Annotated in this window: 12 protein-coding genes and 1 tRNA gene; 3 read left to right on the top strand and 10 right to left on the bottom strand. The window is 71.2% G+C overall.

All coding sequences use genetic code 11. From position 1 onward, the window contains the following. Nucleotides 1-87: 87 nt before the first annotated feature. Together AC07AW_RS35925 and AC07AW_RS35920 are read right to left on the bottom strand one after the other, a co-directional pair. Nucleotides 88-1,365 carry a CynX/NimT family MFS transporter gene (locus AC07AW_RS35925; RefSeq protein ID WP_478819650.1) on the bottom strand — a complete coding sequence of 426 codons (1,278 nt, stop codon included), beginning with the start codon at nucleotides 1,363-1,365 and terminating at the stop codon, nucleotides 88-90. Continuing rightward, complete coding sequence (locus AC07AW_RS35920; protein WP_478819649.1) at nucleotides 1,362-2,045, bottom strand: FadR/GntR family transcriptional regulator; 684 nt, start codon at nucleotides 2,043-2,045, stop codon at nucleotides 1,362-1,364. Before AC07AW_RS35920 ends, AC07AW_RS35925 begins: the two co-directional genes overlap by 4 nt. A 124-nt stretch (nucleotides 2,046-2,169) precedes the next feature. On the opposite strand from AC07AW_RS35920, the gene lpdA reads away from it, so the two are divergent. From lpdA to AC07AW_RS35905, 3 genes are all read left to right on the top strand, one after another. Next, nucleotides 2,170-3,573, top strand: coding sequence for a dihydrolipoyl dehydrogenase (gene lpdA / locus AC07AW_RS35915; protein WP_478819648.1), 1,404 nt, complete (start codon nucleotides 2,170-2,172; stop codon nucleotides 3,571-3,573). An 89-nt stretch (nucleotides 3,574-3,662) separates the two neighbouring features. After that, nucleotides 3,663-4,271: a rhomboid-like protein gene (locus AC07AW_RS35910; RefSeq protein ID WP_478819647.1), complete on the top strand. Its 609-nt coding sequence runs from the start codon at nucleotides 3,663-3,665 to the stop codon at nucleotides 4,269-4,271. Nucleotides 4,272-4,354: 83 nt separating this feature from the next. Next, a tRNA-Ser gene (locus AC07AW_RS35905) sits at nucleotides 4,355-4,439 on the top strand. 52 nt (nucleotides 4,440-4,491) lie between these two features. On the opposite strand, the gene AC07AW_RS35900 is transcribed toward AC07AW_RS35905, so the two are convergent. The 8 genes from AC07AW_RS35900 to AC07AW_RS35865 all read right to left on the bottom strand — a co-directional run bounded on the left by AC07AW_RS35900 (nucleotide 4,492) and on the right by AC07AW_RS35865 (nucleotide 13,326). After that, complete coding sequence (locus AC07AW_RS35900; RefSeq protein ID WP_478819646.1) at nucleotides 4,492-5,298, bottom strand: HAD family hydrolase; 807 nt, start codon at nucleotides 5,296-5,298, stop codon at nucleotides 4,492-4,494. Beyond that, nucleotides 5,295-6,584 (bottom strand): serine--tRNA ligase, encoded by a 1,290-nt coding sequence (gene serS / locus AC07AW_RS35895; RefSeq protein WP_478819645.1) that lies wholly within the window; start codon nucleotides 6,582-6,584, stop codon nucleotides 5,295-5,297. The genes AC07AW_RS35900 and serS overlap by 4 nt, the downstream gene beginning before the upstream one ends. A 486-nt stretch (nucleotides 6,585-7,070) precedes the next feature. Beyond that, nucleotides 7,071-8,006 carry a prephenate dehydratase gene (pheA, locus tag AC07AW_RS35890; RefSeq protein WP_478819644.1) on the bottom strand — a complete coding sequence of 312 codons (936 nt, stop codon included), beginning with the start codon at nucleotides 8,004-8,006 and terminating at the stop codon, nucleotides 7,071-7,073. Between the two features lie 69 nt (nucleotides 8,007-8,075). Then, nucleotides 8,076-9,344 carry an iron uptake transporter deferrochelatase/peroxidase subunit gene (gene efeB / locus AC07AW_RS35885; RefSeq protein ID WP_478819643.1) on the bottom strand — a complete coding sequence of 423 codons (1,269 nt, stop codon included), beginning with the start codon at nucleotides 9,342-9,344 and terminating at the stop codon, nucleotides 8,076-8,078. Nucleotides 9,345-9,349: 5 nt separating this feature from the next. Continuing rightward, nucleotides 9,350-11,338: a copper resistance CopC/CopD family protein gene (locus tag AC07AW_RS35880; RefSeq protein ID WP_478819642.1), complete on the bottom strand. Its 1,989-nt coding sequence runs from the start codon at nucleotides 11,336-11,338 to the stop codon at nucleotides 9,350-9,352. Between the two features lie 24 nt (nucleotides 11,339-11,362). Further along, a complete protein-coding gene (locus AC07AW_RS35875) occupies nucleotides 11,363-11,815 on the bottom strand; it encodes a copper chaperone PCu(A)C (RefSeq protein ID WP_478819641.1) in 453 nt (150 codons plus the stop codon). Next, complete coding sequence (locus AC07AW_RS35870) at nucleotides 11,812-12,528, bottom strand: SCO family protein (protein WP_478819640.1); 717 nt, start codon at nucleotides 12,526-12,528, stop codon at nucleotides 11,812-11,814. Before AC07AW_RS35870 ends, AC07AW_RS35875 begins: the two co-directional genes overlap by 4 nt. A 36-nt stretch (nucleotides 12,529-12,564) precedes the next feature. Next, complete coding sequence (locus AC07AW_RS35865; RefSeq protein WP_478819639.1) at nucleotides 12,565-13,326, bottom strand: YcnI family copper-binding membrane protein; 762 nt, start codon at nucleotides 13,324-13,326, stop codon at nucleotides 12,565-12,567. Nucleotides 13,327-13,436: the final 110 nt, after the last annotated feature.

Below are 13,436 nucleotides of genomic sequence, written 5' to 3'. Positions count from 1 at the left end.
CGACAGAGACGGAAGCGGTACGGCTCCGAGGGTCGTCGCCCGGAACCGAGAGGCCCACCCCCGAGCCGTACCGCCCCCGCCCTCGTCTCAGACCGTCCGGTCCCGGGCCGCGAGCAGGCCGACGGCGAGGGCCGCCGCGCAGACGCCGAGGACCACGCAGATCGGCAGGGTCCAGGAGCCGGTGGCCTGGTGGAGGGCGCCGGCCGCCAGCGGCCCTGCGGCGGCCATCAGATAGCCGACCGTCTGGGCCATCCCGGACAGCCTGGCCGCGGTCACCGCGTCCCCGGAGCGCAGCACGATCAGGGTCAGGGCGAGGCCGACGGCACCGCCCTGACCGACGCCGAGGACCGCCGACCAGAGCCAGGCACCCTCCACGGGCGCCACCATCAGTCCGGCGTAACCGGCCGCGACCAGCGTCGTGACCAGTGCGATCAGCGGGCGCTGGCTGCGCATCCGGCCGGCGAGCAGCGGCACCGCGAAGGCGCCGGCGACCTGGATCAAATTGTTGAAGGCGAAGATCACGCCGGCCGTGGAGCGGCTCATCCCGTGGTCGGTGAAGATCGTCGGCATCCAGGCGATCAGCACGTACGACCAGAGCGACTGCAGGCCCATGAAGAGGGTGACCTGCCAGGCGAGCGCCGAGCGCCAGACGCTCACCGGGCGGGCGCCGGCGGCCGGGACGGCCCGTACCTCGTGTCCCGTACGTCCGCGGGCGATCAGCACCTGGGGAAGCCAGGCGAGGGCCGCGACCGCGGCGAGCAGCGACCAGAAGCCCAGGGAGGCCTCCCAGCCCCCGCCGAGGGCCTTCTCCAGCGGGACCGCGGCCGCCGCGGCGACCGTCGCACCGGCGATCATCGCGCCCGTGTAGACCGAGGTCATCGACGCGGCCCGGTCCGGGAAGTCACGCTTGATCAGGCCCGGCATCAGCACGTTGAGCAGGGCGATCGCGGTGCCGACGAGGACCCCGCCGGCGTACAGCGCGTACACGGACGGCAGTACGCGCGCGAGGATGCCGACGCCGAGCAGCAGGAGCGCCGCGAACAGCACGCGTTCGGCGCCGAAGCGGCGGCCGAGCCACGGCGCCACCAGCGCGCCCAGGCCGAGGAACAGCACCGGCACCGAGGTCACGAGCGAACTCGCGGTCGCCGAGAGGCCGAAGGCGGCGGATATCTCGCCGACCAGCGGTGCCACGCTCGCGAGCGCGACCCGCATGTTCAGCGAGGCCAGCACGATGCCGACGAGGAGCACCGCCGGGTGCGCGAGCAGGGCGCGCCGGGCCGCCGCCCCCTCGGCCGAGGGCCGTACCCCGGCCTCCGCGTCGACGAGCACGCGGACTTCTTCTCCCTGCCGGGTTCCGGAGGTCACTTGTTCTGCTCCGTCAGGGCCGCGACCGTCTCCATCGGCACCCGCAGCAGCTCGCGGGCCTGCCGCTCCGCCGCCTCCGGGTCGCCTGCCTCGACCGCCGCCACCAGGGCCTCGTGGGCGTCGATGTCGACCGGGGGCATCTCCCGGTCGCCGAGGGCTTCCACCAGGACCTCGTGCACCTGCGCGGAGAAGAAGCGGTAGACCTCGACGAAGGCGGCGTTGTGGGTGGCGCCGACGACCGTGAGGTGGAAGGCGAGGTCCGCGTCCGCGTCCCGGTCGCCCTCCTCCCGCAGCGTGGTCAGGGCGGCCCGCAGCCGCTGCAGGTCGTGGGTGTCGCGCCGGGCGGCCGCGAGCCGGGCGGCCTCGGCCTCCAGGGCGACCCGCAGTTCGAGGACGTCGGCCGCGCCCGCGTGCCGGACCCCGTGGAGCACGGCGGCCGGATCGGCGGTCGACCTGACGAAGGTGCCGTTGCCCTGGCGGGACTCCAGGAGGCCGGCGTGGACGAGGACCCGGATCGCCTCGCGGACGGTGTTGCGGCCCACGCCGAGCTGCTGCGCGAGTTCGTGCTCGGTCGGGATGCGGTCGCCGACCGCCCACTCCCCGTCGGTGAGCTGCGAGCGCAGCTGTTCCACCACGGAGTCCACCAGCGAGGTCCGCCCCGCCGCCTTGAGTGCCGCCATGCCGTTCCGCACCTCTCCATTCGCCCGGTTGCCCAGTCATCCTACAACTGACCGTGTCGGGGACGGCGGACTACTGTGGGGCCGTACGCGGACCGAACACCCTCATCACCCTCGGGAGTCAGTCATGTCAGACCGCTTCGACGTCGTCGTACTCGGAGCTGGCCCCGGCGGCTACGTCGCCGCCATCCGCGCCGCCCAGCTGGGCAAGCGGGTCGCGGTCGTCGAGGAGAAGTACTGGGGCGGTGTCTGCCTGAACGTCGGCTGCATCCCCACCAAGGCGCTGCTGCGCAACGCCGAGCTCGCCCACATCTTCAACCACGAGGCGAAGACCTTCGGCATCAAGGTCGACGGCACGGTCACCTTCGACTACCGCGAGGCGTTCAACCGCAGCCGCACGGTGGCGGACGGCCGCGTCAAGGGCGTCCACTTCCTGATGAAGAAGAACGGGATCACCGAGTTCAACGGTCGGGGCACCTTCCTCGACGCGAACACCCTCCAGGTGGCCAAGGCCGACGGCACCTCGGAGACGATCACCTTCGACAACTGCATCATCGCCACCGGTGCCAGCCCGCGGATGCTCCCCGGCACGGCCCTCAGCGACCGCGTCGTCTCGTACGAGCAGCAGATCCTCGCCGAGGACGCCCCGAAGTCGATCGTCATCGCCGGCGCCGGCGCCATCGGCATCGAGTTCGCGTACGTGCTGAACAACTACGGCACCAAGGTCACCATCGTCGAGTTCCTCGACCGGATCGCCCCGCTGGAGGACGAAGAGGTCTCCAAGGAGCTGGCGAAGCAGTACCGCAAGCTCGGCATCGACGTCCTGACCTCCACCCGCGTCGAGGCCATCGACGAGTCCGGCCCGCAGGTCCGCGTCACCGTCACCGGCAAGGACGGCGTCCAGAAGGTCCTGGAGGCCGACAAGGTCCTCCAGGCCATCGGCTTCGCCCCGAACGTCGCCGGCTACGGCCTGGAGAACACTGGTGTCGCGCTCACCGAGCGCGGCGCGATCGACGTCGACGGCCGCTGCCGCACCTCCGTGCCGCACATCTACGCCATCGGTGACGTCACCGCGAAGCTGATGCTCGCGCACACCGCCGAGGCCATGGGCGTCATCGCGGCCGAGACCATCGGGGACGCCGAGACGATGGAGCTCGACTACCCGATGATCCCGCGCGCGACCTACTGCCAGCCGCAGATCGCCAGCTTCGGCTGGACCGAGGCGCAGGCCCGCGAGAAGGGCTACGACGTCAAGGTCGCCAAGTTCCCGTTCGTCGCGAACGGCAAGGCGCACGGCCTCGGCGACGCCACCGGCTTCGTCAAGATCGTCGCCGACGCGAAGTACGGCGAGATCATCGGCGCCCACCTGATCGGCCCCGACGTCACCGAGCTGCTGCCCGAGCTGACGCTGGCCCAGCAGTGGGACCTCACGGTCCACGAGGTCGCCCGGAACGTGCACGCGCACCCGACGCTGGGCGAGGCCGTGAAGGAAGCGATCCACGGTATTGCGGGACACATGATCAATTTCTGAGGTTTCTCCCAGCTTCGGGTGATAGGCACTGAAAGGTGCCGAGCAGAACCTCCCCGGGTGGCGAACCGTCCCGGCCGATCAGGTCGTGGGTGCGTTCGTCACCCGGTACGCATGTGTGGCTGGCGGTCATCGCGATCACCAGCCTCGTCATCGCGCTCGCCCCCCACGGCCTGGAGACGTACCTTCTCCACCGCAACAGCAGCAATCTCCACCAGCTCGCGCACCACCCCATGCGGGCCCTGCTCGGCAGCGCGTTCTGGATCGAGAACCCGGCCGACCTCCTCCTGTACGCGGTGCTCTTCGAGGTCTTCCACGCCCCCGTGGAACGCTGGCTGGGCACCCCGAAATGGCTCTTCACCGTCGCCACCGCCCACATCGCGGCCACGCTCATCAGCCAGCAGGTCGTCCTCGTGGCCATCCGGCTCCACGACGTGCCGCGCAGCATGGTGCATGTCGTCGACATCGGGGTCAGCTACGGCCTCGCCGCCTCCGCCGGGATCCTCACCTACCGGCTGCCGAACCCCTGGCGCCTGCTCTACCTCGCCGGAGTGCTCGCCTTCTTCCTCGTACCGCTCGTCACCGACCGCACCTACACCGACCTCGGTCACGCGATCTCGCTGGCGATCGGTCTGGCCTGCTATCCGCTGACCCGGGGAGAAAAACCGGTCGCCCCCGAACGGCCGCCCGTCGCACACTAGTTGTACGGGGGACACGGGGGATCTCCCGAAGGGAGCGGCCGCTTCGAGCGCGCGGACCTGGTTCGCGCGGGCCGCTCCCTCCCGGAGGATTGGCCGAGTGGTAAGGCAGCGGCTTGCTAAGCCGTAGTCGGGGGAAACCCCGCGCGCGTTCGATCCGCGCATCCTCCGCCGCGTACGACGAAGGCCACCCCGGAGGGTGGCCTTCGCGGGTTTCGAAGGGTCAGGCCGACAGCAGCCGCTCCAGGACGAGCGCGATGCCGTCCTCCTCGTTCGAGGCCGTCACCTCGTCCGCCACCGCCCGCAGCTCCTCGTGCGCGTTGCCCATGGCCACGCCGTGCGCCGCCCAGCCGAACATCGGGATGTCGTTGGGCATGTCGCCGAAGGCGATCGTCTCCGCGGCCTTCACACCGAGCCGGCGCGCCGCGAGCGACAGACCGGTGGCCTTGCTCAGGCCGAGCGGAAGGATCTCCACGATGCCCGGCCCCGCCATGACGACGTCCACGAGCCCGCCGACCGTCTCCCGCGCGACCCGGGTCAGCTCGTCGTCGGTGAGCGTCGGATGCTGGACGTACAGCTTGGTGAGCGGCGCCGACCACAGCTCCGCCGGGTCCTCGTACGGCACGTACGGCAGCGGCCCGTCCTGGGCCTGGTAACCGGGGCCCATCAGGACCTCGCCGTCCAGACCGTCGCGGCTGGCGGCCAGCGCCAGCGGGCCCACCTCCGCCTCGATCTTGGAGAGGGCGAGCCCCGCGAGCTGCCGGTCCAGGGTCAGCGAGGTCAGCAGCCGGTGCTCACCGGCGTGGTAGACCTGCGCGCCCTGCCCGCACACCGCGATCCCCTGGTAGCCGAGGTCGTCGAGGATGTGCCGGGTCCAGGGCACCGCCCGGCCGGTGACCACGATGTGCGCGGCACCCGCCGCCGTCACGGCGGCGAGCGCGTCCCGCGTACGGTCCGAGACGGACTCGTCGGCCCGCAGCAGCGTGCCGTCGAGGTCCGTCGCGACCAGGCGGTAGGGGAAGGGACTCACTTGGCGACCGGCTCCAGGACCTCACGGCCGCCGAGGTACGGGCGGAGGACCTCGGGCACGCGCACCGAACCGTCGGCCAGCTGGTGGTTCTCGAGGATCGCCACGATCGTGCGCGGTACGGCGCACAGCGTGCCGTTCAGGGTGGCCAGCGGCTGCACGGTCTTCTTGCCGCCCTGCTCGTCGCGCATGCGGACGGAGAGACGGCGGGCCTGGAAGCTGTCGCAGTTCGACGCGGAGGTCAGCTCGCGGTACTTGCCCTGCGTCGGGATCCACGCCTCGCAGTCGAACTTGCGGGAGGCGGAGGAGCCCAGGTCACCGGTGGCGACGTCGATGACCTGGAACGGCAGCTCCAGCGAGGTCAGCCACTGCTTCTCCCAGTCCAGGAGCCGCTTGTGCTCGTTCTCCGCGTCCTCGGGCGCGACGTACGAGAACATCTCGACCTTGTCGAACTGGTGGACGCGGAAGATGCCCCGGGTGTCCTTGCCGTACGTGCCGGCCTCGCGGCGGAAGCAGGGCGAGAAGCCCGCGTACCGCAGCGGCAGCTTGTCGGCCTCGATGATCTCGTCCATGTGGTACGCGGCGAGGGGCACCTCGGACGTGCCGACGAGGTAGAAGTCGTCCTTCTCCAGGTGGTACACGTTCTCCGCGGCCTGGCCGAGGAAGCCGGTGCCCTCCATGGCGCGCGGACGGACCAGCGCCGGGGTCAGCATGGGGATGAAGCCGGCCTCGGTGGCCTGGGCGATCGCGGCGTTGACCAGGGCGAGCTCCAGGAGCGCGCCGACACCGGTCAGGTAGTAGAAGCGCGAGCCGGAGACCTTGGCGCCCCGCTCGACGTCGATGGCGCCGAGCGCCTCGCCCAGCTCCAGGTGGTCCTTGGGCTCGAAGCCCTCGGCCGCGAAGTCGCGGATGGTGCCGTGCGTCTCCAGGACGACGAAGTCCTCCTCGCCGCCGACCGGGACGTCCGTGTGGACGATGTTCCCGAGCTGGAGCAGCAGCTGCCGGGCCGTCTCGTCGGCCTCGTTCTGCTCGGCCTCGGCGGCCTTGACGTCGGTCTTGAGCTGTTCCGCCTTCTGCAGGAGCTCGGCGCGCTCCTCGGGCGTGGCCCTGGGGATCAGCTTGCCGAGCGCCTTCTGCTCGGATCGGAGCTCGTCGAAGCGGACGCCGGACGACCTGCGCCGCTCATCGGCGGAGAGCAGGGCGTCGACGAGCGCGACGTCCTCTCCACGGGCGCGCTGGGAGGCGCGAACACGGTCGGGGTCCTCACGGAGCAGGCGAAGGTCAATCACCCCACCAGGCTACCGGTGCGCGTTCACCTGCCCCCACCGGATAAGGGTGCGCGTGTTGTTTCGCCCGAATTGAGACGCGCGGAAATGTGGACGACCGACCGTCGGGAATCACTTATCCACAGGCTGTGCGGAAGATCTGTGGACTACGGAGAAGATCGCGGGGATTTCCCTCATCGTCCCTGGGAATTCCGTGATCAAACACCATTCACACACTCATTTGGGTGGGAATTGCTCGCTCCAACGAGTGGGTCCGCAGAAGGGCGCTGACGAGGGCGTCAGCGGGGCGCTGTGGATGGCGCACGGAGTGGCGGGGGGTGAGTGGGGTGATTTGTCGACCTTGTCTCGGGGCGGAGTCGGCTTGTCCCCAGGTCTCGCGAGACCCTGTGGATAACCTCTGTGGGTAACTGAAAAGTATGCAGGTAGGACTAGTGGTTCGTACCTGTGGACGAACGCTCACACCGTCGGGAGCGTTCGGTCACCATCGGATCAGGCCCGACCGTCCTGGGCCCTCGCCAGCCAGTCGGAGGCCTCCGTGAACTCCACGTCCGAAGTCCCGCGCCGCAGCGCCCGCACGTCCTCGACCGCGACACCCGCCCGCGGGTACGAGCCGAGGAACCGCACCTTGGGGCAGATCCGCTTGAGGCCCATCAGCGCCTCGCCCACCCGCCGGTCCGCGATATGGCCCTCGGCGTCCACGGCGAAGCAGTAGTTCCCGATCCCCGCTCCCGTGGGCCGGGACTGGATCAGCATCAGGTTCACCCCGCGCACCGCGAATTCCTGGAGCAGTTCGAGGAGGGCACCCGGATGATCGTCACCCAGCCACAGCACCACCGAGGTCTTGTCCGCGCCCGTCGGAGCCGCCGGCCGGGCCGGCCGGCCCACGAGCACGAACCGGGTCTCGGCGTTCTCCGCGTCGTGGATCTCGGTGACCAGCGCCTCGAGGCCGTACGTCGCCGCCGCGAACTCCCCCGCGAAGGCGGCGTCGAAGCGGCCCTCCTGCACCAGCCGGGCCCCGTCGGCGTTGGAGGCCGCCGACTCCCACACCGCCTCGGGCAGATGCGCCCGCAGCCAGTTCCGGACCTGCGGCTGGGCCACCGGGTGGCCCGTGACCGTCTTGATCTCCGAGAGCCTGGTCCCGGGCCGGACGAGCAGCGCGAAGGCGATCGGGAGGAGCAACTCGCGGTAGATCATCAGCGGCTCGCCGGAGGCCAGCTCGTCCAGCGTTGCGGTCACCCCACCCTCGACGGAGTTCTCGATCGGTACCAGCGCGGCGGCGGCCTCCCCGTTCCGTACGGCGTCGAGGGCGGCCGGGACCGAGACCATCGGGACGAGTTCCCGCGTCGCGGCCTCGGGCAGCGTGCGCAGCGCCGCTTCGGTGAAGGTGCCTTCGGGGCCGAGATAGGTGTACCGGGTGGCGGACATACCGTCACCCTAATGGTCGCCGCGGAAGCGGGCCGCCGCCCGCGCCACGGCCCGCTTCGGTCGTGGTGGTCATGCCTCCAGGAGGCGCTGGCCCACGTACTCGCCCTCGGCGGGGCCGCCCGGGACCGCGAAGAGCCCGCTCGCCTCGTGCCGGATGAACGTGGACAGCGCGTCGCCCCGGTCGAGCTTGCGCTGCACCGGGACGAAGCCCCTGAGCGGGTCCGCCTGCCAGCAGACGAAGAGCAGGCCCGCGTCCGGGGTCCCGTCCGTGCCGATCCCGTCGTGGAAGGAGAACGGCCTGCGCAGCATCGCCGCTCCGCCGTTCTGTTCGGGGGCGGAGATCCGGGAGTGGGCGTTGTCCGGGATCACCGGCTTGCCGTCCGGACCGAGCTTGTTCAGGTCGAGCTCGGTGGTCTCGGAGCCGCCGGACAGCGGGGCCCCGTCGGATTTCCGGCGCCCGATCACCTTCTCCTGCCGGTCCAGCGGCAGCTTCTCCCAGTCGTCGAGCAGCATCCGGATCCGGCGCACCACCGCGTACGAGCCGCCGGCCATCCACTCCTGCGCGCCGCCGGCCCCGGCCGGGACGAAGATCCGCCGGTCGAAGTCCGGGTCGGTGGGCTTCGGGTTGCCCGTGCCGTCGACCTGGCCCATCAGATTGCGGGCGGTCATCGGCTTCGCGGTGGCACCGGCCGAGCGGTTGAAGCCGTTCATCTGCCAGCGCACCCGGGCCGCGTCCCCCGCGTCCTTCTGGACGGCGCGCAGCGCGTGGAAGGCGACGAGCGCGTCGTCGGCGCCGATCTGCACCCACAGATCACCCTCCGAGCGCCGGGGGTCCAGGGCGTCGGAGGAGAACGCGGGCAGCGGGTCGAGACCGGCGGGTCGGCGCGAGGCGAGCCCGGTGCGGTCGAAGAAGGTACGGCCGAAGCCGAAGGTGACCGTGAGGGAGGAGGGGCCCGCGTCGAGCGCGATGCCGGTGTCCTCGCCGGGGGCCTCACCCGCCATCAGCACCTTCGCCGTGGCCGACCAGCGGCGCAGCAGGGCGGCGGCCTCCTTGCGGCCGGCACCGGGAGCGAGGTCGAAGGCGATCAGATGACCACGGGACTGGAGAGGGGTGGTGATGCCCGCCTGATGTTTCCCGTGAAACATCACCGCGGTCGAGCCGACGCTGGTCAGGGCGGGGGCGCCGCCGGCTCCGGCACCGGCGGTGTCGTCACCGGAGAGGGCCGCGGAGATCCCGGCGCCGCCGGCCGCGCCGACGACGAGGCCGGCGGCTCCTGCCGCGCCGACGGTGCCGAGCAGGCGCCGCCGGGAGAGATCGAGGTTGTCGCTGTCGGTCACTGGGCTCAGCCGATCTTCACGTTCTTGTCGATGGTGGTCTGGTCGATCTCGGAGGTACGGACGGTCACCTGGATCTTCCAATCGCCGGGCATGGGGATCTGGACGCCGCTCGCGCTCCAGTGTCCGGTCTGGATCCGGTCGGGGGCGACGGGCAGCGGGCCCACGTCCTTCGCCTCCAGGGTGAGGGCGACCTTGATCTCGGGGACGTCCAGCGGCTTGCCGTTGGGGCGCTCGACGAAGATGTGGAGCGCGTTGGCGCCGGTGCGGCCGGGGTCGAGGCTGAGACGGACGACGCCCTTGCCGTCGACGCCGCCGGTGTCGAAGGGCAGCCGGATGTCGACGGGCCGGTCGGGCACGGCGGCCGGGCCGGAGGCGGAGGTGGCACGGCCGGCCTCCTCCTCGGTGCGGCCGGGTTCCGTCGAGGTGAGGACGGTCGTCACGGCGAGCAGGACGACGGCGACGGCGGCCTCGGTCAGCACCGAGCGGCGCAGTCCGGCCCGCTCGGGGTCGGCGTCCCGCTCCCGCTTGCGCCGGGCGGTGGCGACGGCGGCCCGCTGCCGGGCGAGCTGCGCGGCCCGCTCGGGGGCGATCGCTTCGCCGGGTTCTTCCGATCCCGGCGCGTCCTCGGCCTCTTCCAGGTCCGCCTCCGCGTCCTCAGCTTCTGCCAGGTCCGCTTCCGCGTCTTCGGCCTCTGCCAGGTCCGCTTCCGCGGCCTCGGCCTCTTCAGCGTCCTCGGCCGCTTCCGGCTTCACCGGGTCCGCCAGTCGCCGGGTCCAGCGGCGGGAGATCCAGGCGATGCCGATGAGGACCGCCATGAGACCGATCTTGACCAGGAGCAGCTGGCCGTACCGGGTCCCGGTCAGCGCGGACCAGGAGCCGACCTGGCGCCAGGACTGGTAGAGCCCGGTGGCCGCGAGGACGGCGACGGAGCCGAAGGCCACCTTGGAGAAGCGCTCGATCTCGGAGCGCTCGACGGACGGCGCCCGGTAGAGGGCGACGAGCAGCACGGTGAGGCCGCCGAGCCAGGCGGCGACGGCGAGGAGGTGCAGGATGTCGACGGGCATGGCGATACCGGGCTGGAGACCGGTCGAGGCGTGCTCGGCCAGGGCCCAGGTGCCGGCGATGCCGGCGGCCACGACGGTGCCGCCGAGGCCGAGTCCGAAGGCGAGGTCCTTCTTCTCCTTCGGGTCGGTGCGGCGGGCGTAGGCGCCGAAGAGGACGGCCACGAAGAGCGCGGCCGCGCCGAGCAGCAGCAGCCGGGAGGTGAGCGCGGCGCCGGTCTTCGTCTCCAGGACGGCCTTCAGGCCGGCCAGGTCGAAGGCGTCGGAGAGCTCTCCGGAGCCGGTGTACGGGTTGCGCAGGAGCAGCATCGCCAGGGTGGCGCCGGTGAGGGTCAGCCAGCCCCGGACGACCGTCTGCTGGACGGGGCGGACGCTCGCGCCGCGCGGCCAGCAGGCCAGGACGAAGGCGCCGCCGCCGACGAGGACGGCGAATCCGGCGTACGAGAGGTAGCGGGCGATGCCGTAGAGGGCGCCGACGAGGCCGCCGCCGGGCGCCTTGTCGGGCAGGGCGACGGAGGTCTGGGAGGGGGCTCCGACGGAGAAGGTGAAGGCACCGGCGACGGGGTGGCTGTCGGACGAGACGGCCTGCCAGGCCACGGTGTACGTGCCGTCGGGAAGTCCGGCCCGGAGCCCCACCCCGTACCGGACGACGGAACCGCTGCACAGATCGCGTATCTCGCCGGTGTCGGCCCGGCGGCCGGCCGGGTCGAGGACGCGGATGGCGTCGGCGCTCATGGCGACCTGTTCCGAGAAGGTCAGGTTGACCTCCTTGGGGGCGGTGGCGACCACCGCCCCGTCCTTCGGGTCGCTGCCGGTGAGCGCCGCGTGCGCGGAGGCGGGGGCGGCACCGGCGAGCAGCGTGCCGAACAGCGCGGCCGCGAGGATCAGCAGCCGGGCCAGGGCGTTGCCGAGGCGCGGGGCGGTGGTTGTCATCTGTGTGTCACTCCGTCAACGAGCTCAGTGCTGCTGCGGGTTGTGGTTGGCTGCTTCGACGGGGACGTCGACCTTGATGGGGTCGGACTTCTCGAAGTGCAGCTCGATGCTGACCGTGTCGCCCTGCTTGGGCGTCTTCTTCAGCTCCATGAACATGATGTGGTTGCCGCCGCGTTCGAGCTTCAGCTCCCCGTTCGCGGGGATGTCGAAGGACGCCACCTCCTGCATCTTCTGGTTCTTCGACTCGTGGATGGTGACGTCCTCCGAGATCGGGCTGGTGACGGAGGTCAGCTTGTCCGCCGTGTCGCTGCCGTTCTTGATCGTGAGGAAGCCGCCGGCCATGTCCATCACCGGCTGGGGCATGTACGCGCCGCTGACCTCCAGGTCGGGCTTGCTGTCGGAGGACGAGCACCCGGTCAGCGCGAGAGCGGCGGCGAGCGCCACGGCGGCGGACAGGGCGGTGGTGCGGCGGGTCACGGGTTCTCCCCCTTGATGATCTTCGGCAGGTCCTTGGCGTAGTCGTCGACGCTCGCGTCCTCGCCGTACAGGACGTAGCCCTGGTCGGTGGTGGGCGAGAAGGCGATCACCTGGGCTCCGTGCATGGAGACGACGTTGCCGTCCTTGTCCTTCGTCGGCGGGTCGATGCCGATGCCGATCTGCCGGGCCCCCGCCTTGATGGCGGAGAAGTCGCCGGTGAGGCCGGTGAAGGAGGGGTCGCCGGCGGCGGGCAGCCACTTGGCGAGCTCGGCGGAGGTGTCCCGCTCGGGGTCGGTGGTGACGAAGACGACCTGGAGCTTGTCCTGGTCGGCCTTGGGGAGCTGCTTCCTGGCGATGGCGATGTTGCTCATCGTCAGGGGGCAGACGTCGGGGCAGTGCGTGTAGCCGAAGTAGATGAGGGTCGGCTTGCCCTTGGTGCGCTCCCGCAGGTCGTACTTCTGGCCCTTGGTGTCGGTGAGGACGAGCGCGGGCTTGGTGAACGGCCGGTCGAGGACGGTGGCGGCCTTGGTGGAGTCGGTGCCGCCGGACACCTCGGCGACGACGGAGGAGCCCGAGGGCTTGTCGTCGTTGCCGCCGAGGCCGACGGCGGCGGTGACGCCGATCGCGGCGACGATCGCGACGGTCGCGATGACCAGTGGCGTGCGCCGCCCGGGACGGTCCGTCGCCGTCCCGGGGGTCTTCTTCTCAGACATGGTGCTTCTTCCGGATGTCGGGTGAGGGTCCGGCCGTCAGGCCGAGCGGCGGCGGCCGGCGAGGACGCCGAAGGCGACACCGGCGACACCGACGAGGATGCCGACGACACCGAGGACACGGGCCGTGGTGTCGGTGGACGAGGAGGAGGCCGTCTCCTGGTGGTCGGCCGTCTCGTGGTCGTGACCGGCCTTCTCGTCCGTCTCGGCGGAGGCGGCCGGGGCGGCCGCGCCGCCGTGGTGGTCGGCGGAGGCGGCGGAGAGCTTCAGGACGGGGGCCGGGTTCTCGGGCTCCTCGGCGCCCTCCTTCTGCTCCTCGATCCAGCGCACGACCTCCTTGTTGTCGTACGTCTGGATCGCCTTGAGGACCAGCTCGTCGGTGTCCTCCGGCAGCTGGCCGAGGGAGAGCGGGAACTGCTGGAACTGGCCCGGGCCGATCTTCGAGCCGTCGGCGGTCCAGGTGACCTTGGAGACGGCCTCGTTGATCTTCTTGCCGTGCAGCTCCAGCGGCTTGCTGAGCTTGCTCTTGGTCACCTCGGCCTTCCAGCCGGGGATGGGCTGCGGCATGACGGAGGCCAGCGGGTGGTCGAGCGGGAAGTTGACCTCCAGCTTCACGGTGGAGGCGTTGTCGCGCTCGTTCGGGACCTTGATGTTGACGGTCGCGTAGCCGCCCTTGGCCGCCTCGCCCTGCGGCTGCACGCTGACGTGCGCGAAGGCGGTGCCGGACAGCAGCACCACGGAGGAGAGGGCGATACCGCCGGCGAGGGCGGCGCGGGTGGCGGAGACACGGGACATGCTCATGGCAGAAGACACTCCAGCTCGAAAAGCTCGAAAGCTCGAAAAGGGCGAGGTCCGGCGCGCCCGGGGACGGAGGTCCCGCTCGGGCGTGCGGACGGGCGCGGCCCGCTCCG

The sequence above is a fragment of the Streptomyces sp. NPDC044003 genome, assembly GCF_056435185.1.
This window is presented reverse-complemented; position numbering and strand designations above follow the sequence as displayed.